The organism is Oceanospirillum sanctuarii, assembly GCF_002150805.1.
GTDB classification, from domain to species: Bacteria; Pseudomonadota; Gammaproteobacteria; order Pseudomonadales; family Halomonadaceae; genus Oceanospirillum; species Oceanospirillum sanctuarii.
Map to the genome: position 1 here is coordinate 74,045 of NZ_MTBA01000007.1, position 22,348 is coordinate 96,392.

Here is a 22,348-nt window from a genome sequence, read left to right on the forward strand (position 1 = left end):
AATTCAACCATCAAAACGTATCGTAACGGTTTTAATCCAAACGCTGGTTTGAAGCGCGGAGAGTGAATGGTGTAATGCAGATCGAAACGGATACGCCTTTAGCCCCTGAATCTGGTTGGTACTCTGAGGCCGTGCTAGAATCGCCATCTTCCTGAAACTTCGATGAACTGAACCCCTATCTTGAAGCCAGCAACCGATATCAACATTCAACCCCATGCTCCCGTTCTGGTGATGGATTCCGGTGTGGGCGGCTTGTCGATTGCTGAGCATATCCGCAAGACCTGTCCGGATACGCCGCTGTTTTATCTGGCGGATAACGGTGCCTTTCCCTATGGCGATAAAGATGAAAGCTGGCTGGTAGCGCGTGTGGTTCAGCTTGCTGAGACCTTGGTGTCACAGTATCCGATTAAGCTACTGGTTTTGGGCTGTAACACAGCAAGTACCGTGGTTTTACCAGCACTCAGAGAGGCTTTGTCTATTCCCGTTGTTGGTGTGGTTCCTGCAATCAAACCCGCGGCTGCTTTGAGTCAGAATGCGCATATCGGGCTTCTGGCGACTCCTGGAACTGTAAGCCGCAGTTATACCAATCAGCTGATTTCTGATCATGCGCCCCATTGTGAAGTAACTCGTGTCGGTTCGACCGAAGTGGTGCGTATCGCAGAAGAAAAGCTGGAAGGTAAAAGTGTCGACCTGAACCGCTTACAGCAGGCGGTAGCCCCTCTGTTTGAGACCGAATCACTGGATACCGTGGTGCTTGGTTGTACCCATTTTCCTTTGCTCTTGGATGAGCTGAAAGAGATTCAGCCAAGACCGATTCTCTGGGTGGATTCTGGCGCTGCCATCGCCCGAAGAGTTGCTATGTTGCTCAGCCAGAAAGGTGTAAATTCAGCATCACCTGAGGCTCAGGATCCGACTGACCACAATATTGTTTTTCTGACCCGAGAGGTCAGTCCTGACAGTGCGCTGATGCGCTCGTTCAATCGAAGCGGCTTTGATCAGCTGCGTATTCTTTCCCCAGCCGATGCTTAATTTCTGAATCCGGCTGATCGCAAACAGACCGGAATCTGAGGCATAAAAGCCCGTTTGCATCATTTTGTCCCGCCTTCTGTGTCCTTATGTTCTGTAATGTTTTGTTTGTCGGATTATCTCTGCGCCTGTGTCGTTCTGACGGTGTTTTCAGGATTTCTTTATTTTGGCTTTGTGCATCATTTTTGAATAACTCCTGAGTTGCACAAAAACTAATTCCCGAAAAACCTTCTGTTATTGGTCTTCATCAGTTGCCCTATCTGATCGGACAAATAACCAGCTCTCAAAGGTAGTTTGATGACTCCAAGATTCCTATGCCCGGATCACACCGGTTGCCGGAACCACAGAAAAGGAATTTCACAACCATGCTGAATTATTTCCAGAACAAATCCCTGGCGGCTCAGCTGTCGATGGTGATCGCTGTATTGATGATTCTGGCTAACACTCTGATGACGGGTATTCTGACGGAACAATCCCGTGAGAATCTGGAAGCCGAAGCGGAGGATGCGCTGACGCAACAGAGTGAACTCGTTTCAGATATGCTGGAATTTTACTATCAGGACAGTTTCCTGAATGCCCAGCGTTTGTCCGATATCTTCTTCAATATGTTCCCTCAGGGCGTCAGCCTTTCCGGGCAGGAAGTGCAGGTTGCCAAGTATCGTACGCTGGCTTTAACCGATGAAGCCGGTGTGATCAATGGTGACTTTACCAAGCCTGATCAGTTCACCCGTATGACGGGTGGAACCGCAACGGTTTTTGCCCGTCATGGTGACGACTTTCTGCGTATCAGCACCTCGCTGAAAAAACAGAGTGGTGAGCGTGCTTTTGGCACGCTGCTGGGCACTGGTCACCCGGGCTACAAAGCTCTGATCGCGGGTAAAACCTACCACGGTGTAGCGCACCTTTTTGGCCGTGATTACATGACCATCTATCGTCCGGTGCAGGAAGCAGGCAAAACTATCGCCGTACTCTATATCGGTTTTGATCTGACAAACGGTCTGGCGGAGCTGAAAAATACGCTGGCTAAAGTGCGTGTTGGGGAAACCGGTTACGCCACGATTATTGCCGGTGCAGGCAGCAAGGTTCCGGGTAAAGTGCTGATGCATCCTGAGCTTGCCGGCAGCAATATTCTGGATATCAAAGCAGTTGATGGCAGTACTCCTTTCAATGCTCTGTTGCAGCAGGAGGCGGGTGTTTTACGTTACAGCTATCAGGATTCCGGCGATGATGCCCGTGAAAAACTGGCTGCCTTCAGCGCGGTTGAAGGTTGGGGCTGGGTTGTGATGCTGGGCAGTTACAGCGATGAGTTCGCCGCCACCAGCGTATTGCTGCGTAATACCATGATAGGTCTGATGTTGGTTTCGACACTGGTGATCATTCTGATCAGCGGCATCATGCTGTACCGTCGTTTGGCGCCTTTGCATCGAGTGACGCAGGATCTGGTGACCATAGGTCAGGGGGATCTGAATGTTCAGCCTGCATATATTGCCATTGATGCTGACTGTGACAATGAAACCCGATTGCTGCGTAAAGCGACGTACGACATGCATGCTGGGCTGAAAGATCTTGTTGTGCAGCTGAGTCAGGCCTCTGATGCGCTGCGTGGCAGTGTTGGTCAGGTACAAGAGGCCAGTGCCAATACCGAAAATGCCGTCGACCAGCAGTCTCTTGAAATTCAGCAGGTTGTGTCTGCCATGGAAGAGATGGCGGCGACCACGGCGGATGTGGCCGATAACGCCCGTAATGCCGCAGACACGACTGCTCAGGGGCAGGATAAAGCGTCCAAAGGTCATGATGCATCCAATATGATCTACAGCAGTATCGAAACTTTGGTGGCTGAGATGGAGCGTGCCTCAACTCTGATTCAGGAAGTGTCCAGGGAAAGTAATAACATCAGCGACTTTATGACCACCATTAGTGAGGTTGCGGAACAGACCAATCTGCTGGCACTGAATGCGGCCATTGAAGCGGCCCGTGCCGGTGAATCCGGTCGGGGCTTTGCCGTGGTTGCTGATGAGGTGCGTACTCTTGCGGGTCGTACTCAGGGCGCTACGGCAGAAATTACCCAGTTGGTTGAACGCCTGCAGAGCAAGATCGATCAGGCGGTTAACGCGATCAGCACCAGTAATGATGCTTCCCGTGAAAGCCGTGAGCGTACTGGTGAAGCCCGTGGCGCGCTGGAAGAGATTCGCAGCTACATGACCCATATCGCGGATATGGGGAACAACATTGCGGCGGCTGCTGAACAGCAGGCAGCGGTGGCTGAGACAGTTACCCAAAGTCTGCACAGTATTCACCAGCTTTCGGGCCATACCCGAAGCCAAAGTGATTCCTGTGTTTCTGCCAGCGAAGACCTGCAACAGGTAGCTGGTGATATTGGTCAGAAGCTGTCCCGTTTCAGACTCTGATCGGGCTATCAGCTGTTGATAAAAAAGCCCCGGGAGCGTTCGCTCTCGGGGCTTTTTCGTGTGGGCTGCAAAGTGAGGGTTTAGCAAACAAGCGTATTGCTTTTATCCGGCAGTCGGACACCGGCTTTGCCATCATCTTTTACCTGATACATCAACTGATCTGCGGTGGATATCAGCTCATCAGCACTCATCGCATGTTGTGGATAGGCGGCAATACCGATACTGGCAGAAAGGGATACACTGCCCTGAATACAGAGGTAAGCCTTACTCAGTTCTTTGACCAGAAGCTGTGCCTCTGCCGCAAGTTTTGGCAGATGAGTTGCGTTCTCAAACAGCACCACAAATTCATCACCGCCAAGGCGTGCGATCATACGACTTTCCGGCAGTGCCTGCTGCAGGCGTTGGGCGGTTTCGATCAGCACTTCATCGCCTTTTTTATGTCCCAGGGTGTCATTAACCGCTTTAAAGCCATCCATATCGATAAAGAACAGCTGAGCTTTGCCGGTTTCTGCAATCTGCTGACTCAGGGTCTGCATAAAGAGTGAACGGTTAGGCAACCCGGTCAGGCTGTCGTGATGTGCCTGCCACCAGATCTCCTGCTCAGCTTTTTTACGATCGGTGATATCGCTGAAGATGGCGACATAGTTACGGGCTTTTTCCCCGGACTGGTCGAACACAGTGCGGATCGACAGCCACTCATGAAAGTTACTGCCATCTTTGCGCTGGTTGATGATCTCCCCCTGCCAGCTGCCCTTTTCAGTGATGTCCTGCCACATATCACGATAGAAGCGCTCTCCCTGACAACCGGATTGCAGCAGCGCCGGGTCCTGCCCGATCACTTCATTGGCACTGTAGCCGGTAATATCGGTAAACGAAGGGTTAACGGCGATTACCTCATTGTTGGCATCAGTAATCATGATGCCTTCGTTACAGAAGTTGAAAACGGTAGCTGCCAGTCGCTGCTCCTGCTCATGGCGTTTGCGCTCGCTGATATCGTGCAGCATAACTGTTGTCAGGCGTTCATCCACCGGGTCGCTGTGGGACAGGGTGATCTCGATGGCAAAGTTATCTCCCTGACGGTTAATACCCAGAGACTCGTATCGGTTATCGCGATTTTTGTCCTCAGAAGAGTCCAGTAGCTTCTGTTCCAGCTGATGGTATTCCGGCAGCAGGTGACTGATCTTAATTTTGCTGCAGGCTTCGGCTTTACTGTAACCAAACAGGGATACCGCTGCGGGATTAAACTCCTGAATCCGCCCCTCGCTATCCACACTGATAATGGCATCTGCGGCGTTCTGAATCAGAGCCGCTTTGCGGGATTCGCTGATGGTGAGAGCCTTCTGGTTTTTTCTGGCTTTAAGCAGGTAATGAACCCTGTTTCTCAGAACCGCCCAGTTGATCGGCTTGGAAACATAGTCCATCGCTCCGCAATCAAAAGCCCGGTCGATGGAGGCTTCGTCATCCAGAGCGGTCACAATCAGAATCGGCAGCTGTCCCTGATAGCTGTGGTTCAGGGTTCGGGCGCAGTCGAAGCCATTGATCACCGGCATATCGGCATCGATAAGAGCCAGGTCGATATTGCTGGCTTTCTCAAGGGCTTCCTGCCCATTGGCAGCACATACCGCTTCAGCATTCAGCTGTTCCACAAAACGCGATAGCATCATGCGGGTAGCGATATCGTCTTCTGCAATCAGAATCCGTGGTCGTAATTCGGCCATGGTGAAGCTGTGTCCTTACAAAGAGAAATGTTGTTGAAGTTCTGACAGAGTCTGTCGGTAACTGGAAGCCAGCTGGTTGAGCTGATGCATCTGAGTATTTATGGCCTCACCGGCCATCTGCTCCATCGCCTGGGCATTATCTCCAAGCAGATCCAGGCCCAGATTACGACTGCTGCCCTTAATGCGATGACTGACACTTTTTACCGCGTCGGCATCCTGTTGCGCGATAGCTTCACCCAGCTCATCGATATAGCCTTCCAGTGCCGGAATAAACTCTTTGTAGATGGGCGATATATCGCCACCAAGTTCACGTTCCAGACGGGCGAGGGTGGCCATATTCAGTCGGGGTGTTTCGTGATTCTCTTCATCGGCACTGGCACCTGAGTTTGCCTGAGCAGAGGATGGCAAGGATTCCTCTGCAGGCATCCCTGTGGCATTTTCTGCCAGCGAGCCAGTTCGGCTGGATGCATCCAGCCAGTGATCCAGCGCAGCTTTCAGTTTGTCGCCACTGATGGGTTTGGTCAGGTAGTCGTTCATACCGGCATCAAAACAGCGCTCCATATCGCCTTTCATAGCGTGAGCTGTGAGGGCGATAATCGGTGTTTGCGGTAGCAGGTTCTCTTCCTGAAAGGCACGGATCTGGCGTGATGCTTCGTAGCCATCCATAACCGGCATCTGAATATCCATCAGGATAAGGTCATAGAAACCCTCGGTGACTTTTTCCACCGCGATCTGGCCGTTCTCTGCCCAGTCTGCAGATAGCCCCATATTGGCCAGCATGCCGTTGACCACCATCTGATTCACTTCCACATCTTCTACCAGAAGAATCTGCAGCTGATCACGGGTGTTCAGAGGCGTTGGAGTCTGAACCGACTCAGAGGCTTTGCCAGATTCTGGAATATCGGCTTCCGGCTGCTCTTTTTGCAGCAGGCGATACACTTCCTGAAGCAGGCGTTTCTGTCTGACCGGTTTCTCCAGCATCGCATCCGGTTTGCAGGCTGGGGTGTCGCACTCAGGCGGTTGCTCCTTATCAGAGGAGAGCATAAGAATCTTAGGTTTCTGCAGCCATTCACCTTGTAGAATCTTGCAGATCAGCTGATAGCCGCTCATTTCCGGCATCAGATGGTCGGTGATCAGTAGCTGATAGGGTTGGCCGCTATCATGGCTCTGATCGAGCTTTTCAAAGGCTTCAAGCGGCGAACTGACAAAGTCACATTCCAGATGAGGCTGATTCGCCATAAAGGCGCGCAGTAACTCAAGGTTGGTTTCAATATCGTCAACCACAAGAATCTTGCTGACCTGATCGATGGTCTCTTTTGGCAGATCCTGTTCAATCGGCAGCGTTTTATCCAGTGTCAGATCAAACCAAACGGTTGTGCCGATACCGGGCTGACTCTTAATGCCGATTTCACCGCCCATCAGCTCGACCAGTTGTTTACAGATCGCAAGGCCAAGGCCGGTTCCACCAAATTTACGGGTGGTGGTTTCATCCGCCTGAACAAAGCTGCGGAACAGCTTTTTCTGAGCTTCTTCGGTAATGCCGATACCGGTATCGATCACTTCAAAGCGCAGGCGACAGTTGCTGTCGTTGCTTTCCTGCAGGCTGACCCTCAGATCCACCCGACCCTGCTCAGTAAACTTGATGGCGTTGCTGACCAGATTGGACAGAATCTGCTCCAGACGACCACTGTCGACCAGTACGTGATGCTTGAGTACAGAGGTCGGCAGCGGGATAACTTCCAGTCCTTTCTTACGGGCATTACTGGCAAACAGCTGGCAAACCTGTTCAACCAGCAGGTCGATATTGCAGTCAGTGGGTGACAGGGTGAGCTGACCGGCTTCGATTTTGGAGAAGTCGAGAATATCGTTCAGGATATTGAGCAGAGATTCGCCGGAGCTGCGGATAATATCCAGCTGCTGGCGCTGCTGATCATCCAGCGAGCTGTTTTTCAGGATATCCGCCATGCCCAGAACACCATTCATCGGTGTGCGGATCTCGTGGCTCATCATGGCAAGGAACTGACTTTTAGCTTTGGCAGCGGCTTCAGCCTGAATCAGAGCTTCCTGCAGTTCCCGGTTTTTCTCTTCAATGGCGGCATTGGCCTGCTGCAGACGCTCGTTGTCTCTTTGGGAGCTGATCTGGGCTTCTTTCAAAGCTGCCCGCATTCGGTCGAAGGTTTGGTTGAGCTCACCCAGCTCATCGTTACTGACCGGAGGCAGAGGGGCATCAAAGTTACCCTTTTTCAGGGCATTTGCCGCTTTAACCAGACCGGTAACCGGCTTGATAACGGTTTTTCGGTTCCAGAACATCCCGATCAGAGACAGAAGAACCACAACGCCCAGAATCAGGGCTTCAAACTGTCTGATCTGGTTGTTGATGCGTCGTTTAACGTCCGATGTATCCATCTCCAGAATCAGTTTGCCCATGGGCTCACCGGACCAGAGAATCTGATGCTCCAGACGGCCGTAATCTATCCCCCGTGGAGGTTCGGGTGTGTCGAAGGGATAAAGCATAAAATCTTCTTTATCGTACAGGCTGATCGCTGCCCACAGGGAGTGGCCCTGTTCTTCGTTTTCCAGAATCTCATGGATACGGGCGATATCACCGGAGAGCATCTCTTCAGCAATGATAGGCGCAAGCACTCCCAGCTGGCGCTGCTGTTCCTGCATCGCCATGGCGGTTTGTTGCTCTACTTCTGCGGGCATAATGAACCAACGAAGGATCAGTGCCAGAGACGCAAACGCGATCAGAGAAGGCAGCAAAATTTTGCGCTGCAGTTTCATAGATCTTCTGTCCTGTATTGTTCCCAGCTGGCCGTGTTATTGCTGGCCGGGAAGTGGGGTAGCAGTAGGTGTCTCAAAAATCAGTTATGTTTTTCGAAGAAAGGATCAAGATTCAGTGCGCGAACATCGTCGTAATCGGAAATTTGCGCCACACCCAACTTCTTCATCGGGATCTTGCTCAGCAGTTCACGGCCTTCTTCGGTCGAAGCGATCTTGATAAAGGCTGCCTGAATTTTTTGTCCGACCTCTTCCGGCAAACGCTTGTTGATCACCACCGGATGCGGGGAAACTTTCTTGGTCTGATACAGCACCCGCAGGCGATCTTTAATGCGCTGAGGTTGCTGGTTAAAGGTTTTCTGAACACCACCGCCTGCAGCTGCTTTACCCAGCGCGACATTCAGATAAACAGATGAGTGGGTCTTCACGTACTTGGTGTAGTAGTTGATACCAAACTCATTGGTCATAGCCGCGCGTGTCATCAGGGATGCGCCCAGTGCGTTAGGAGCCGGCAGAGCAATCATTTTGCCATCCAGGTCGGCCAGAGATTTAAACTCACTGTCCTTGGGTACAACCACAATGCCGTACAGCTGACGGCCGGTATCGCGTACCAAGGGACGATAAATGTTTTCAGCCACCAGATAATGGTAAGGATTCATGTAAGCCAGATCGAACTGACCCGCCAGAAACTCTTTCTCATAGGTTGGAATATCCGGTGCGCCCCGGAAAACAAAGTCGTAGCCGGTTTCTTTATGCAGCTCATCCAGAATAGGTTGCCAGATACCGTGCAGCTTTTTCACCGCAAACTGAGGCACGATACCTACCGTAATCGTTTGGGCAGTTGCGTTCAGAGATAGCAGAAGCAGAAGCGAGGCCAGAAAAGTGCGCATGATTTAAACCTTATATTTTATATGCATAATTAATTGTCCCCCTCTGAGGAAACAGATTCAAGCACCCAAAAGACTAGATTGAGAACTGGTGCTTCAAAACTCACAACTCTTTGATCAGGCTCTATTAAATTAGGTTTTACCCCGGCTTTCATCCCTAAAGAAAAAGTGGCTATAGCGTTTTAGGAAACCGCTGTGTTTGATAGCCGCTGCGTATGTTCTTCAGCGACTAGCCAACATTAAGCTTAAAGCACTCGTTCAACAGCCATTGTCCGCCCTTGCCCAGAGGCTTGTGTCGGCTCCAGACCACATCAACCCCCTGCAGGGAAGCATCCTGCTGATAGGTTCGCTTAAGGGCGACCAGAGAACCCTGTTCCAGCTGTTCTTTCACAATGGCTTCATGCAGAGACGCCCAGCCCAGACCTGCGGACAAAACCTCAGCGATCACAAAGGGGCTTTCTGCATACCAGACCTTAGGACTGAGAATCTGGGCTTCGTGACTTTTATCTTCAAGATCCAGACTGCGGGGCACCAGCTGGCGATAGCGCCTTAGATCACTATGGCTGACCTGTTCCAGCTTCGCCAGCGGATGATGCTTGCTGCAAACGGGAATTTTCCGCGAGTGGCCTATGCCCCGGAACATAAAGCCCTTGGGGTAATGTTCCTGCTCCATCATCAGTCCCAGATCAGCACGACCGCTTCTTAACAGGCTGGCGACATCGCTGGTGCCGGGGTCGAGCAGTTCCAGCTCGATATGGGGAAACTTCTCTTCAAACACGACCAACAACTCCACCAGAGGTTGAGCGGAGACGTTTTGCTCAATAGCCAGACAAAGGTGGCTCTCTTCACCGGCGTTCAGCGCCATGGCGTGGCTCATAAAATCGTGATGGCTTTCCATAATGGCATAGGCCGAGCGGAGCAGGGTTTCCCCCTCTTCCGTCAGTACGGGGTTGCGCTTGCTGCGGTCGAAAAGCTCAACGCCGGTTTCGATCTCCAGATTGATAATGGCGTTACTGACTGCGGACTGCGCTTTCTTCAGGCGACGGGAGGCGGCGGAAAAAGAACCGGTCTCGGCGGCAGCAATAAAAGCATTGAGTTGGTCGGGATTGGGCATGATGGTTTGCCTTTTGGATCATCAGACAATCTATCTCTAAATCAGATAGAAACTAACTTTGTTTTATCATAATAATCCATAGAATGCCCATCCATCGAGAACATCTTCTACAGGGCTATAAAGCGTTAGCCGGGGTGTTTTCGGAACAGACAAATGATGTAGCGCCAGGGCGCTGATGAGATTTTGATCTGCCTGTAAGTCGATAGGGCAGAGCGATGGAGGGTAAGTTGATGGCTGATAAAAAAATTGTGATTCGTTCAGGTCTTGACCGGATTCGTTACGTTCTGGCTTTTGAAGCGCTGTTGCTGCTGTTTCTGGCTCCGGCGATCGCCTTTGTCTTTGATAAAGAAACGGCAGATACAGCTGCATTGACGCTGATTCTGGCGGCCAAGGCGATGATCATCAACATGATCTACAACTACTTCTTCGACAAATTTGATGCCAAGCGTGGTGTTGTGCCAACGGAGCGTACCGGTGGTCAGCGTGTGATGCATGCGATTGGTCTGGAAATTGCGCTGACCGCGACTTCTTTGCCGATTGTGACCTGGTGGCTGGATATTGCTATCTGGCAGGCGCTGGCGATGGATGCTCTGGTAATGGCCTTTATCGTGTTCTACACCATGGGCTTCACCTGGGTTTATGACCGCGTGTTCCCGGTTACTCAGCCTGAAGATGACGTTTTTGTCAGCGGTGAAGCTGCCTGAATATCACGTAATCAGAAGACACTCTGTACTACTGAACCGAGGCAGAGATAAGGTTGAAGGTTCTTGTTGTTCCCATTTCTTTACCGATTTTGTTACTGCTTTCTCAAGTGTAACGGTTGCCTCGGATAACTTTGTTATCCGGGGCTTTTTTTTGACGTGAATCAGTACATAAAGCTACAGGAGGCGTAGTCTGGAGTTAAAGCAGAGATTCCTAAATAACCCGTTAACTCAAGAGGTTAGGGCTTCAGATTCGAAGTGTGACATTGAATTTTTTCTTTGAATCTCAAGTTAAATAAACAGGGACTCTGAAAACAACCAAGGAGAACGATTATGCCTATTGAACATCATGACCTGCTAAGCGAGCTGCCTGAATTCAAAGAACAGATTCACGAGCTGAAAGTTGGCAACGCGCACTTCCGTAAACTGTTTGATGAGTACCATGATCTGACTAAAGATGTTGAAAACATGGAGTCTGAGCAGAAGCCGGTCGCCACTGAAGTGGAAGAAGCTGCCAAGCTGCGCCGCCTGAAACTGAAAGATGAAATGTTTGCTATGCTGAAAAAGGCCTAACCGGTTCTTTGGTTAGCCTGTGAGTGAATCCTCTGCTTATTAGATGATTCACTCAGCCAGAATAGATCGAGGGTCGCAGCTTCATTGTTACGAAGTCTGCGACCTTTTTGTTTTTAGCATCGGCTTGGATGGATTGTGTTTTTGGAAAGTCTGAGTCGAAGCCCGATCAACAAGGTGGTTGTGTTTATGGATATTCAAGCGATTAAAGACAAACTGAGCGCGGAGCTGGAGGGATTAACCTCCCGACTGAATCATATTGAGCGCGATGTGTCTCAGGCGCATTCCAGTGATTCTGCAGAACAGGCGCAGGAGCGGGAAAATGATGAAGTGCTGGAAGAGATCGGTAACGAAACCCTGCACAGCATTGAGCAGATCAAAGCCGCGCTGAAACGTATTGAAGAAGGTGAATACGGTATTTGCGAAAGCTGCGGTGATGAGATCGCACCGGAGCGCCTTCAGATCCTGCCGGAGACCACATTCTGCGTGAAATGCGCGGACTGATTCTTCCCCCCCCAAAAAAATTTACCCGTTTTCTAAAAAGGTGTTGTCGTTCTGACAGCACCTTTTTTATTTTGGTTGGCTATCTACAGGCTTGCTATAGCGGGTTGTAGTTATAAGGAGGGAGTTATAGAGGATTGTAATACCAGAGAGACGCACTGGTGATCAGCCACATAATCACACCGTAATGCAGGTTGTTTCTGAGGGCTTGTTTGGCACTGATAAAGTAGCGTCCCCGCAAAGACAGATTCATGCCGGACATAGGGCTGCAGGCTGTGCCAATCGCCCAGCTGGCCAGGAATATCATCGCCAGCAGATCCATCGGGGGCTGGGTCGGAAGCATCAGCCCGCTGATGGTCGCGATACTGATTACAGGGTGCACGCCAAGCAGTGACAGCACCAGCATGGTCAGAAGCAGTAACGAGGTAACCAAAGGCGTCAGTTGAGGAATCGGTAGCTGATCCGCATACAGCGTAAACAGAGTTCCCAGCCCTGCCGCCATCGTGCCCGCCGCCAGAAAAAGCGCCAGTTCATTGCCCATACGGGCAAGGCGATTATTGGTGTGATTTCTCAGTTTCTTTACTACCGACTTACGCTTAAACAGCAGCACGCCAATGGCGGTAAGCGGCGACAGAATACTGATAATCTGCAGGACAGAAAGTGTCGGGAACAGGTAGTGAGCGCTGATCACCGCAAGGGCGAGAAATGCCGGTAAGGCAAGACTGCCGATCTGCATCGGGTAGCCGGTAAAGGACTCCGCCTTGGGGCGCAGTTCAAAGTAGGTGATAAGCACACCGGTAATCGCCAGTGGAATACCCGCCTGCATCAGGGTTAACAGGTTGGCTCCCGGCGCATAGGTAAGCGCCACTGCGACTGCCGCAAAGAAAGGCGACCAGAAAGCTCCTGCACAAAATGCCCGGGACAAAACCTGATGCTGGGTATTCTTCAGCGTGTTGCCGTCATGGCTTGCGAAGGCAAAGCGATCCGCCATGATAAAAACAATCGACATATTGATCACAGCGCCAAACAGATGAACTCCCGCAAGGGTCTGTTTAAGAGCTGAGCGGCCTTCCGGCAGAGCCTCAGGTTCTTCATTGGGTTCTTTTGCGGCAACCATGGAGAGAAAACTCACCGCCATCAGCATCGCCAAGAGATTACCGTTGGAGCTGATCGCCGTTTGCCAGGGCAGATCAGCCCCCTGAAAAACACCCCAGCCCATACCGCCAACACCCACCAGCATCAGAAGACCTGCCTGACGACGGGTTGCAATCGCCAGCTGACTCCAGCTGAGCGCCAAAGCACTCCAGAGCAGCAGCCCCGGCCAGATCAGCGATAAATGAGTAATGGGATTAGTGGCGGTCAGCAGCAACGCCAATGCCATACAGCCACCGATCAGCTGATAGCGTAAAGAAGGCTTATCCTCTGGACTAACCGGAGGCTGTGGCTGCGACAGCTCAGGTTCGTGAGGCTGCCCGGATTGGGAAGAAAGCGAGGTTTGAATGCTGCAATCGGTAGTCTGAGACACAGAGACCTGCCAGCTGAAAATTGAGTTGGTGTTAGAACTGACCATTAGATAGGCGCATCATACGCTGATGGCAGGGCTTTTTCGAGCGGTGGCAGAGGGGCAAATTGAGAAATAATCAATCAGCCTTGGGCCTGCTGGACTTGAGCTGTGGGGATTTCCTGTTATGCTCTGCGCCCTTGTAAAACACTGTCCTTCAGCCAGTGATCACTCTACCGAACGTTGAGGTTATTCCGTGGCCCTACCTGTTGTTGAACCTGAAAACTATACCGCTCTGCTTGAAGAGAAAGCCAACCGGATTCGTGAGCAATTCGCAGCTTTTAATCCGCCAGAGCTGGAAGTCTTTGAGTCGCCAGCCAGCCACTACCGTATGCGTGCCGAGTTTCGTGTTTGGCACAAGGGTGATGACCTCTTCTATGTAATGTTCGATATCGGTGAAGATCCGAAAACCGACCGCAAAACTGTGCGTATGGATCAGTACCCGGTGGCGAATGAACGTATTAACGAGCTGATGCCTGCGCTGCTGGACGAGATCCGCGATGTGCCGGAACTGCGCCGTCGTCTGTTTCAGGTAGAGTTTCTGACCAGCCAATCCGGTGAAGCCCTGATCACTATGATCTATCACCGCGCTCTGGGTGATGAGTGGGAAGTACTGGCCCGTGAGCTGCAAACCAAACTGGGCGTGTGCATCATTGGCCGTAGCCGTAAACAGCGTCTGGTGCTGGATGTGGATTACGTGATTGAAACCATGCAGGTTGGTGAGCGTACGCTGGAATACCAACAGGTGGAGAACAGTTTCACCCAGCCAAACGCAGCGCTGTGTGAAAAGATGCTTAACTGGGCGGTGGATGTCAGCAAAGGCGTTGGCGGTGACTTAGTGGAGCTTTACTGCGGTAACGGTAACTTCACCCTGGCGCTGGCAGAAAACTTTGATCATGTGGTGGCGACCGAGATCTCCAAGACTTCTGTTCGTTCTGCGCACTTTAACATCGAGCGTAACGGCATCAAAAATGTGCAGGTGGCCCGTGTTTCCAGTGAAGAGTTCAGCGAGGCGCTGGCGGGTAAAACTGAGATGCGCCGTCTGGAAGGTTTTGATCTGGAAAACCGCAACTTCAGCACCGTACTGGTTGATCCACCACGTGCCGGTCTGGATGACAATACCGTGCAGCAGATCGCTCAGTACGACAACATCATCTATATTTCCTGCAACCCGGATACCCTGCACGACAATCTGGTTGAGCTGAATAAAACCCACAAAGTGGTTCGCTTTGCCATGTTTGACCAGTTCCCGTACACCCACCACATCGAAAGCGGTGTCTTTATGGTGCGCCGCTGATTTTCTGACTTGTCCTTAGCTTTCCCGGAGCAGGCCGGAAAGTCCTGTTCCCGAAGCAAAAAAAGCCCGATGAATAGCCAAGGTTAAAGGGGGTTCATCGGGCTTTGTCTTTTCTGGCTTTAAGGGAGCAGGCTTTTAAGGGGCTGGCGCTACTGGCTGGGATAAAGCTCCGGCAGCGGCTGATCTTTCGATTTGGCAGCACGTTTAACACCTTCACTGGCGTTTGCCAGATCTTTACCCTGCCAGTTTTCCGGCTGAGCATCCGGACCAAATAGCGCCATCTGCAACTGGTGCAGTGCCTGATCAAACTCCGGTGTGGTTTGGGGAGCTTCAAGACGCTGCCACTTCTGCCACGCATCCCATGCGGCTCTGGCCTGATTCTGCTGACAGGCGTTGAGCAGTGCCTGCCGGAAGATAGGATTCTCTTCCACAGCAGCGGCATTACTTTGAGAAGCGATTGCACCACCCACTGTCATGCCATGGAACAGCTGCTGTCGGGCAAAGGTAAGTTGTTGTTTGCTCTGCCAGAGGAAGGTGGCAAGTACCGCACTTAAGGTAGCAAAGATCAGGGTGCAGATCTGCCAGATAAAGCTGTTGTCTTCACCTTGCGGCACAAGCAGAGCTTGCTGGTTCGGGTTATTAGCAGGGGCAACAGGCTGGGGTTCTTTTACCTTGTTCGGGTCGGCACTGATGGTCAGTGGCAGAGCATCAAGAGTCGCGTATTCCAGCTGGTCGGTTTCGGTATTCCACCAGGGCACCCGAATCTCCGGCAGATTGAGATCACCGGACTCTGTTGGAATCAGGGCAATACTCAGGGTTTTCTCGCCCACCATACCGGCACCTTTCTGATTCAGATTTTCCGGCCGCTCATTCAGCTGAGGTTGTTCCGGATACTGACGCACACCCTGCATGGGTGACATCACCAGAGGTGGTAGTTGTGCTGCGGTCAGCCCCTGAGCTTCAAGGGTGAGCTTACGGGTCAGAGGCGTGCCTTCCTGCCATTGTGCGTAGTTGCCACTCCACTCCTGACTGAGCGTTAAGTCTTTAGCGGGTAGCCATTGGGCGTTGGCGGGGAAAGCATCCGGAACCGGCAGGACATTGATCTTGTGTTCCGGGCTTTGAATACGGATATGTTTCAGACCGCCCAGAGAGTAGCGATTCTGAATCCTCACCCGTCCGCTGAAGGTTTGTGGTGGAATCACCAGTTCGCCGCTACTTTGCGGATAAAGCGCAAACTGCCACTCGGCAACATTGTAGAGGCGGCCATCGATTCGGGCTTCAAAGTCTTTGCGGTTACCCAGTTGTACCAGCAACACGTTATCCAGATCCAGATCCGTCAGGCCGTGATCTGAGATGCTGGTGGCATAGTAGAGGCGCAGGGTGTAGATCAGCTGCTGCTGCACATAAATGGTGTCGCTGTGGTCGATCTCGCTGTGCAGAAAGACATCGGCACTGGCCTGGGTGTTGGCCGGTTCCGGTTGCACCTCAAGGGTAATCGGTTGACTGCTGGCATCGCCAATGGTGATTGCAGGAATGATCAGAGTGCCGGTGCGGCGGGGTAACAGGGATATTTCCCAGACGCGCTCGGAAAGGTTCTGACCGTTGGCGATCTGTATATTAGTGCGTACCTGCTGTGCCAGAACCTCAAAGTCCTGATGCAGCTCACTGAGTTCCGGTTCACCGGTCAGTTGCAGCCCCGGTGCTTTCAGAAACAGGGTGACGCTTTCGTTCTCTGTCAGCCGGTTACGGTCAACGCTGGCTTCCAGTTCGCTGGCCGCTGAGATGCCTGCAAATAGCAGGCAGCTGGACAACAGACAAAATACGGTTAGCAGGTGGATGAACGATAATCGGTTTTGAATCGGGCTTACCATGGTGCTCGTCCTTCAGGCAGCGGTTCACGGCGCTGATTGGCTTCATATTCAAATTTTCGGCGCAGCAGACCTGCAGGATCGTCGGGAATCCGCCGCAGCCACTGCTCAAGAGAGAGTTCTTCCTCGCTCATGCCTTCGCTGGCACCCGGCACTCCTGCAGCTGATGAGTTCTGGTCTGCCTGCTGTTGTTTTTGCAGCAGCTGTTTTTTCTGTTGTTCAGCCAGTTTATCCAGCACCGACTGATCCAGTGTTTCATCCTTGCTGGCATAATTTTCGTTGGGATTACCAAACATGGCAGAGTCATCATCGGGACCAAAATCTTCATTCTGGCCATCAACAAGGTTTTGGCTGTCTGCACTCTGGTTTGGTGACATTCCGGAGCCATTGAATGAATCGTTATCAGGGGCTTGCTGGTTTTGGGCCGATTGCTGAGAGTTGGGCTGCTGCGAGCTGTTCTCACCTGACTGGCCATTTTGCCGGCTTTGGTCAGACTGGCCCTGCTGTTCGGAAGACGGTTGTTCGGAAGACGCTTGTTCAGAAGAAGGTTGACCGGAAGATTGCTGGTTTTGGCTTTCGTTACTCTGATCCTGCTGCTGGTTTTGTTGGTCTTGCTGCTGTTTCAGGAGTTCTTCCACCAGAGAGCGGTTGTGCTCGGCATCTTTCAGAGCAGGATTCTGTTCCAGCGCTTTGCTGTAGGCGCTCATGGCTTCATCTAGGCGGCCAAGTTTGGCTAGGGCGTTGCCCCGGTTGTAGTGCGCCTGTGGTGTGTCGCTCTTGGCAAACTCGTTAATCGCCTGCTGATAGTCCTTCTGGCGGTAGTAGGCGCTTCCTCGCCAAAGTGGATCTTCCAGTAACGCTTCTGCCTGATCGTAGTGACCTTCCTGAAAGGCTTCTTCACCTTCGCTTTGCGGGTCAGCAGGCCAAAAGGCGAATACCGGTTTCGGGGCTGATATCAGAATCAATAACGGCAGCATCAGCAACCAGTTGCGGCGGAATGCCAATGCCACCAAAGGCAGTACCGGCAGCAGGAACCAGTGTCCCTGTTCGATCCAGAGGGGTAATTGCGCCTGAGTCTCTTTAATCTGTTGCTGGTCGATCTCTACCGGTAGCAGGTAATTGAGGTCTTCCTCGTCCAGCGTGATCGGGTGTATCAGTGCCTGTACCGAATCGGCAAAGCTATCTAACGCGCTCTGTTCCAGCTGGCTGATAATCACGTTACCTTTCTGGTCTTTGACAAACCCCTGATCATCCAGCGGAATCGGTGCTCCCGCTTCGGTTCCCACTGACATAATGCTGAGGCTCATGCTTTTCGGCAGCTGTTTTCGGATGCCCTGCTGAGCCGCCTGATCCAGTCCGTCAGTGATCAGTAACAGTCGGGCTTTCTGAAAGCCGGACTGGCGAACCAGTTCTACTGCCTTACTGATGCCCACTTCGGCAGCACTGCCCAGTTTCGGCATCATCAGAGGGTCAAGGGCAGGCAAAAGGTTGCGAATGGTGGCGGTGTCCTGGGTCAGAGGCGTTACTGTGTGAGCATCGCCACTATAGACCACCAGCGCGGTCATACCTTCTTTACGCTGTCTGAGCAGATCCTGCAGCTTCTGTTTACTGCGGGTAATCCGGTTGGGCGGCAGATCCTCAGCCAGCATCGACAGAGACAGATCCAGCACTATGACCAGATTATCCTGTTTGATCAGAGCGGGTCGTGATTGCTGGCTCCAGCTGGGGCCGGCCAAAGCGATGCCGGTCAGACTCAAAGCAAGCATTGTCCAGAGCAGGTAACTGGGTTGTTTCTCAGGTTTTGCCAGCAGCTGTTGCTGCAGGTCTGGGCGCATCCGATCCTGCCACGGATTGCTGGCATGACGGAATCTCAGATACCAGAGCACCTGAATAATGACCACAGGTATCAGTATCAGCGCCCATGGGCGGGAAAAATGAAAGCTATCCAGTAGTTCCAAGGTCAGTCCTTACCCTGCAAATTATTTGCTACCTGATCGGCTTCGCTGGCTTGTTGTCGCCAGTAGATCAGGAACCAACGACCGGCGAAGGCAGAGATCAGGGACGCGAAAATCAGCAGCAGCGGCCAGTGCATCAGGCTGTGTCGCGGACGAAATACCTGCGCCTGTTGTTCGATCGGTTCCAGACGATCCAGTTCCTTGTAGATCGCGTCCAGCTCTTCGGTACTACGGGCGCGGAAGTAATTACCGCCGGTTGCCCGGGCGATATTGCGCAGGGTGATCTCATCCAGATCCTGAGAAGGGTTGATCCGGCGACTCAGACCGAAGAGGGTTTCCACCTCCAGTTCATCGGCACCGATACCTATGGTATAGATTTTCAGCTTCTGTCCTGCTGCCAGTTGCGCAGCCTGAATCGGATCGATGGCACCGGCAGTGTTAGCACCATCGGTCAGAAGAATCAAAATACGGCCATCTTCCGGCTGCTCTTTCAGGCGTTTTACCCCAAGACCTATAGCATCGCCGATGGCAGTCTGATCTCCGGCCATACGCAGCTGGATCTCATTTAACTGGGCAGAAACGGTTTTACGGTCATGGGACATAGGAACGTGCAGGTAGGCCTGAGTACCAAAAACGATCAGCCCCAAACGATCGCCTTCACGACGCAGCACAAAGTCCGAAACGATATTTTTGACCGCTGTCAGGCGGTCGATACGCTGCTTATTCAGCACCATATCGTCCATCTGCATACTGCCGGAGATATCCACCGCCAGCATCAGATCACGCCCTTTGTTAGGTAATGGCTGAGGCTCACCGATCCATTGCGGATGGGCAGTCGCGACAATCAGTAGTAACCAGAGCCAGCTGCCGACCAATAAGCGCAGGGTTTTGCGCTGATTGCGCAGGGTGCCGCTTTTAACGCTTTGCTGGGAGCTGAGCCAGGCCACCCTGAGACGGTAATGGCGTGGGGCGGCCGGTTGCATAAAGCGATAAACCAGCCAGGGCAGGGGCAGCATAAGGAAAACCCAGGGCCAGATAAAAGAGATCTGCTCCAGGAATGCCAGAGGGCCGGAGAAAATCTCCAGCTGGGTGAGGGTACTTAAAGCTGACGCTTGATCCACCGTTTCACCACCTCGATCAGGGCGTTCTCATCGAAAGCCTCAGGGGAGGGTTCATAAGCCTGAATCAGCACCCGACCTTCGCCGTTGCTGAAATCTTTGGTGCGGCCGCTGCGATCCAGAAACTCCAGCCAGTGTTTACCAGCCAGAGGAGAGATCTTTTCCCGCTCATAGTTGATCATCGCCATACGGCGCAGCAGCATATTCAGTTCATTAAGAAGACGTTGGTTCTGGCCGTGTTCACCAAAACGTGTGCGCATTAGCTCCAGCTCATTCAGAGCGTAACGGCGGGTACGGGTACGCAGGTAGTAACGGCGAATCAGAAAACCGAGGACCAGAACGGTAATGATACTGGCAACCGAGATCCACCAGGCGTTCAGACTGGGTGTCCAGCCTCCGGTTGGCTCCGGAATATGGATATCTCTTAGTTGCTCCAGCAGTCTGGAGGCCTCTTGGGTAACTTGTGCGGTGCTCATTAAGCGGGGCTCCTGCCGAGCTCTGATTATCTGTGATGAATCTTGTTGTAATGATCAGATGATTCTGACGGTGTTTATCTGTTTCGACAATTTATCTGATGTTCAGATATCTGTTTGTTGTATCAGGCTTTTTATACCAAAACAGGGTTCGGGATTATACCGGTTTAAAGCGGATTTTACCGGGAACCTTTGGCAAAAAACTGTTTCAGTTTGTCAGCCGGTTTCTCCTGTGTGGAGAGAGATATAAAGTGCCCCCGTGCCTTTTGCACGCGCTGCTTCAGCGCTGCTTGATGCAGGTCAAACTCTTTTCGGTAGCGCTCCTGCTCTTCAGAGCGGGTGCCGTCGTAGTAATAATCCTGTTTGCCATCGGTGAGAAAACAGGAGCCGCCGGGCAGTTCACGTTCCAGTGGGTCGCTGATCTGAACCGCCACCAGATTGTGATTTCGGCTGAGCTGGCTCAATGCTGATGCTTCTTCCAGATCCAGTGACCAGAAGTCGCTGATCAGTACGATCAGGCTGCCGTGCCCCGGTTGGGCGGCAATCTGGCGCAAAACCTGGTTCATACGGCCGGGTTTGGCGCGACTGGCTTTGTCAGTGATCTGCTGACCAAGATCGCAGCTGCTTTTCAATAGTGGCAGCAAACCTTTATGGCGGGCTTTGGGTTTGATCAGTCGGGTCTCATGGCCGTTAAAAACCAGGCCACCGCAACGGTCACCCTGATAACTTAATGCCCAGCCAAGAATGGCGGCGGTATTGGCAGCCTGCTCCGCTTTACTGCGGTCGCTGCCAAAGAGCATGGATGCGGAGAGATCCACTACCAGATGGACTGGGCGTTCCCGCTCTTCCATAAAGACCTTTGTGTGCGGTCGCCGGGTGCGGGCGGTAACTTTCCAGTCCATCAGACGGATATCATCGCCGGGCTGGTAGTTGCGGATCTCACTCAGTTCCATACCACGACCCTGTTGTCGTGATCTGTGCTGACCGGCAAGTGTAGAACCTGTCGGCGAGCGCAAATTCAGCCCCAACAGGTTTTTATGTTCCTGCAGAAGGGTAAGCTGATCCAGCCGGAGTTCCGGCAAAAAGGGGGCAGAGCCCTGCAGCTGATGTTCCGGCTGCAGGCTTTTTCGGATCTGTTGCCAGGCCGACTGCAGCATTAACTCACCGGAACCTGTTGCAGCAGATGGGCAACAATCTGATCAGCACTGAAACCAGCGGCTTCTGCTTCATAACGCAGCAGCAGGCGGTGACGGAATACATCCGGCACCATCGCCTGAACATCTTCAGGTGTCACGAAGTCACGACCTTCCAGCCAGGCATGAGCGCGGGCGCATCGATCCAGTGCCAGAGTGGCACGGGGGCTGACGCCGTATTCGATCCACTGCGCCAGATCTTTGTTGTAGCGATCCGGACGGCGGGTGGCATCGACAAGATGCACGATATATTGCTCGATACTTTCTGCCATGTAGATCTCCAGCACCTCTTTACGGCCCTGAATAATTTGCTGCTGGCTGACGGTGGGTACTTCGTCGGCGTTGTGATCGCTATCGAGACGATTTTTCTCTTCGTTACGGATCAGGCGAAGGATCTCAAGTTCGGCTTCGGCGCTGGGGTAGTTCAGGTTGGTATGCAGCAGAAAGCGATCCAGCTGAGCTTCTGGCAGCGGGTAGGTGCCTTCCTGCTCGATCGGGTTTTGGGTCGCCATCACCAGAAAGGTTTCCGGCAGTGGATAGCTGGTATTACCCACGGTTACCTGACGTTCTGCCATCGCCTCCAGTAGTGCAGCCTGAACTTTGGCTGGCGCACGGTTGATCTCATCCGCCAGTACAAAGTGGTTAAACACGGGGCCTTGTTGGAAGCTGAAACTGTTGTGCTCCGGTCGATAGATATCTGTGCCTGTGATATCCGCAGGCAAAAGATCAGGAGTGAACTGAATACGTTGGAAATCACCTTCAAGGCAATCCGACAGGGATTTAATCGCCTTGGTTTTTGCCAGTCCCGGTGGGCCTTCGACTAACAGGTGGCCATCAGCCAGCAATGCAATTAACAGGCGACTGAGCAGAGTTTCCTGCCCGATGATCTGGCTTTTTAAGTGGTCATTCAGTGACTGAAACGCGTCGCGAACACTCATGGTCATCCTTACATTGTCTGGTGGCTTGTCGGGGCAAACAGGACTCAGCTGCTGTTCAACACTTGTTCAGCTGATAGACCGGTCAGTAAGACAGTCCGCGAGTATAGCGAGATTGCTTTCTGGCTGGCTAGGGTTCTGATCAAGGAATTGGGATGGGGTTCCGTGAAAAGTAATCGGCTGATTTTTAAACTAAACTTTGATCGGGAATGAACAATAAGCACCACAAAAGGTCGCTCCTG

The 22,348-nt window shown here is 52.2% G+C and carries 17 protein-coding genes; 6 read left to right on the top strand and 11 right to left on the bottom strand.

Features of this window, described 5'->3' with window-relative positions:
- Window positions 1-180 precede the first annotated feature (180 nt).
- Window positions 181-1,029, top strand: coding sequence for a glutamate racemase (murI, locus tag BV405_RS13450; protein ID WP_245832330.1), 849 nt, complete (start codon window positions 181-183; stop codon window positions 1,027-1,029).
- Between the two features lie 362 nt (window positions 1,030-1,391).
- The gene (locus tag BV405_RS13455; RefSeq protein WP_176330162.1) at window positions 1,392-3,434 is read left to right on the top strand and encodes a methyl-accepting chemotaxis protein; all 2,043 of its coding nucleotides are present in this window, start codon (window positions 1,392-1,394) and stop codon (window positions 3,432-3,434) included.
- An 80-nt stretch (window positions 3,435-3,514) separates the two neighbouring features.
- Here the strand turns inward: BV405_RS13455 and BV405_RS13460 are convergent, their stop codons facing one another.
- From BV405_RS13460 to BV405_RS13475, 4 genes are all read right to left on the bottom strand, one after another.
- Complete coding sequence (locus tag BV405_RS13460; RefSeq protein ID WP_086481415.1) at window positions 3,515-5,152, bottom strand: GGDEF domain-containing response regulator; 1,638 nt, start codon at window positions 5,150-5,152, stop codon at window positions 3,515-3,517.
- A 15-nt stretch (window positions 5,153-5,167) separates the two neighbouring features.
- Complete coding sequence (locus BV405_RS13465) at window positions 5,168-7,936, bottom strand: hybrid sensor histidine kinase/response regulator (protein ID WP_086481416.1); 2,769 nt, start codon at window positions 7,934-7,936, stop codon at window positions 5,168-5,170.
- 80 nt (window positions 7,937-8,016) lie between these two features.
- Window positions 8,017-8,823: a phosphate/phosphite/phosphonate ABC transporter substrate-binding protein gene (locus BV405_RS13470; protein ID WP_086481417.1), complete on the bottom strand. Its 807-nt coding sequence runs from the start codon at window positions 8,821-8,823 to the stop codon at window positions 8,017-8,019.
- Between the two features lie 226 nt (window positions 8,824-9,049).
- The gene (locus tag BV405_RS13475) at window positions 9,050-9,934 is read right to left on the bottom strand and encodes a LysR family transcriptional regulator (protein WP_086481418.1); all 885 of its coding nucleotides are present in this window, start codon (window positions 9,932-9,934) and stop codon (window positions 9,050-9,052) included.
- A gap of 230 nt (window positions 9,935-10,164) precedes the next feature.
- Between BV405_RS13475 and BV405_RS13480 the strand changes: the two genes are divergently transcribed.
- The 3 genes from BV405_RS13480 (at window position 10,165) to BV405_RS13490 (ending at window position 11,709) form a co-directional block, all read left to right on the top strand.
- Window positions 10,165-10,638 carry a PACE efflux transporter gene (locus BV405_RS13480; RefSeq protein WP_176330163.1) on the top strand — a complete coding sequence of 158 codons (474 nt, stop codon included), beginning with the start codon at window positions 10,165-10,167 and terminating at the stop codon, window positions 10,636-10,638.
- A gap of 330 nt (window positions 10,639-10,968) precedes the next feature.
- Entirely contained in the window at window positions 10,969-11,208 is a 240-nt protein-coding gene (locus BV405_RS13485; RefSeq protein WP_086481420.1) for an HP1242/YdcH family protein, read from the top strand.
- A gap of 141 nt (window positions 11,209-11,349) precedes the next feature.
- Entirely contained in the window at window positions 11,350-11,709 is a 360-nt protein-coding gene (locus tag BV405_RS13490; protein ID WP_245832331.1) for a TraR/DksA family transcriptional regulator, read from the top strand.
- 124 nt (window positions 11,710-11,833) lie between these two features.
- Here BV405_RS13490 and BV405_RS13495 read toward each other — a convergent pair whose 3' ends face one another.
- Window positions 11,834-13,276, bottom strand: coding sequence for a hypothetical protein (locus tag BV405_RS13495; protein WP_086481421.1), 1,443 nt, complete (start codon window positions 13,274-13,276; stop codon window positions 11,834-11,836).
- 187 nt (window positions 13,277-13,463) lie between these two features.
- Here BV405_RS13495 and trmA point away from each other — a divergent pair, with 187 nt between their 5' ends.
- Entirely contained in the window at window positions 13,464-14,564 is a 1,101-nt protein-coding gene (trmA, locus tag BV405_RS13500; protein ID WP_086481422.1) for a tRNA (uridine(54)-C5)-methyltransferase TrmA, read from the top strand.
- Between the two features lie 149 nt (window positions 14,565-14,713).
- Here trmA and BV405_RS13505 read toward each other — a convergent pair whose 3' ends face one another.
- The 6 genes from BV405_RS13505 to BV405_RS13530 all read right to left on the bottom strand — a co-directional run bounded on the left by BV405_RS13505 (window position 14,714) and on the right by BV405_RS13530 (window position 22,109).
- Window positions 14,714-16,435, bottom strand: a complete 1,722-nt coding sequence (locus BV405_RS13505) for a BatD family protein (RefSeq protein ID WP_086481423.1) — start codon at window positions 16,433-16,435, stop codon at window positions 14,714-14,716.
- Window positions 16,429-18,390, bottom strand: coding sequence for a VWA domain-containing protein (locus tag BV405_RS13510; RefSeq protein WP_086481424.1), 1,962 nt, complete (start codon window positions 18,388-18,390; stop codon window positions 16,429-16,431). The genes BV405_RS13505 and BV405_RS13510 overlap by 7 nt, the downstream gene beginning before the upstream one ends.
- Before the next feature lie 2 nt (window positions 18,391-18,392).
- The gene (locus BV405_RS13515) at window positions 18,393-19,508 is read right to left on the bottom strand and encodes a vWA domain-containing protein (protein WP_245832332.1); all 1,116 of its coding nucleotides are present in this window, start codon (window positions 19,506-19,508) and stop codon (window positions 18,393-18,395) included.
- A complete protein-coding gene (locus BV405_RS13520) occupies window positions 19,487-19,981 on the bottom strand; it encodes a DUF4381 domain-containing protein (RefSeq protein WP_086481425.1) in 495 nt (164 codons plus the stop codon). The genes BV405_RS13515 and BV405_RS13520 overlap by 22 nt, the downstream gene beginning before the upstream one ends.
- Window positions 19,982-20,157: 176 nt before the next feature.
- Window positions 20,158-21,135 (bottom strand): DUF58 domain-containing protein, encoded by a 978-nt coding sequence (locus tag BV405_RS13525; RefSeq protein WP_086481426.1) that lies wholly within the window; start codon window positions 21,133-21,135, stop codon window positions 20,158-20,160.
- A complete protein-coding gene (locus BV405_RS13530) occupies window positions 21,135-22,109 on the bottom strand; it encodes an AAA family ATPase (protein WP_086481427.1) in 975 nt (324 codons plus the stop codon). The genes BV405_RS13525 and BV405_RS13530 overlap by 1 nt, the downstream gene beginning before the upstream one ends.
- Window positions 22,110-22,348: the final 239 nt, after the last annotated feature.

Excerpts from the sequence above, each read along its gene's own strand:
- BV405_RS13455 (WP_176330162.1), top strand. The coding sequence starts at position 1,392 with ATGCTGAATTATTTCCAGAACAAATCCCTGGCGGCTCAGCTGTCGATG.
- BV405_RS13460 (WP_086481415.1), bottom strand. The coding sequence starts at position 5,152 with ATGGCCGAATTACGACCACGGATTCTGATTGCAGAAGACGATATCGCT.
- BV405_RS13465 (WP_086481416.1), bottom strand. The coding sequence starts at position 7,936 with ATGAAACTGCAGCGCAAAATTTTGCTGCCTTCTCTGATCGCGTTTGCG.
- BV405_RS13470 (WP_086481417.1), bottom strand. The coding sequence starts at position 8,823 with ATGCGCACTTTTCTGGCCTCGCTTCTGCTTCTGCTATCTCTGAACGCA.
- BV405_RS13475 (WP_086481418.1), bottom strand. The coding sequence starts at position 9,934 with ATGCCCAATCCCGACCAACTCAATGCTTTTATTGCTGCCGCCGAGACC.
- BV405_RS13480 (WP_176330163.1), top strand. The coding sequence starts at position 10,165 with ATGGCTGATAAAAAAATTGTGATTCGTTCAGGTCTTGACCGGATTCGT.
- BV405_RS13485 (WP_086481420.1), top strand. The coding sequence starts at position 10,969 with ATGCCTATTGAACATCATGACCTGCTAAGCGAGCTGCCTGAATTCAAA.
- BV405_RS13495 (WP_086481421.1), bottom strand. The coding sequence starts at position 13,276 with ATGGTCAGTTCTAACACCAACTCAATTTTCAGCTGGCAGGTCTCTGTG.
- BV405_RS13505 (WP_086481423.1), bottom strand. The coding sequence starts at position 16,435 with ATGGTAAGCCCGATTCAAAACCGATTATCGTTCATCCACCTGCTAACC.
- BV405_RS13520 (WP_086481425.1), bottom strand. The coding sequence starts at position 19,981 with ATGAGCACCGCACAAGTTACCCAAGAGGCCTCCAGACTGCTGGAGCAA.
- BV405_RS13525 (WP_086481426.1), bottom strand. The coding sequence starts at position 21,135 with ATGCTGCAGTCGGCCTGGCAACAGATCCGAAAAAGCCTGCAGCCGGAA.
- BV405_RS13530 (WP_086481427.1), bottom strand. The coding sequence starts at position 22,109 with ATGAGTGTTCGCGACGCGTTTCAGTCACTGAATGACCACTTAAAAAGC.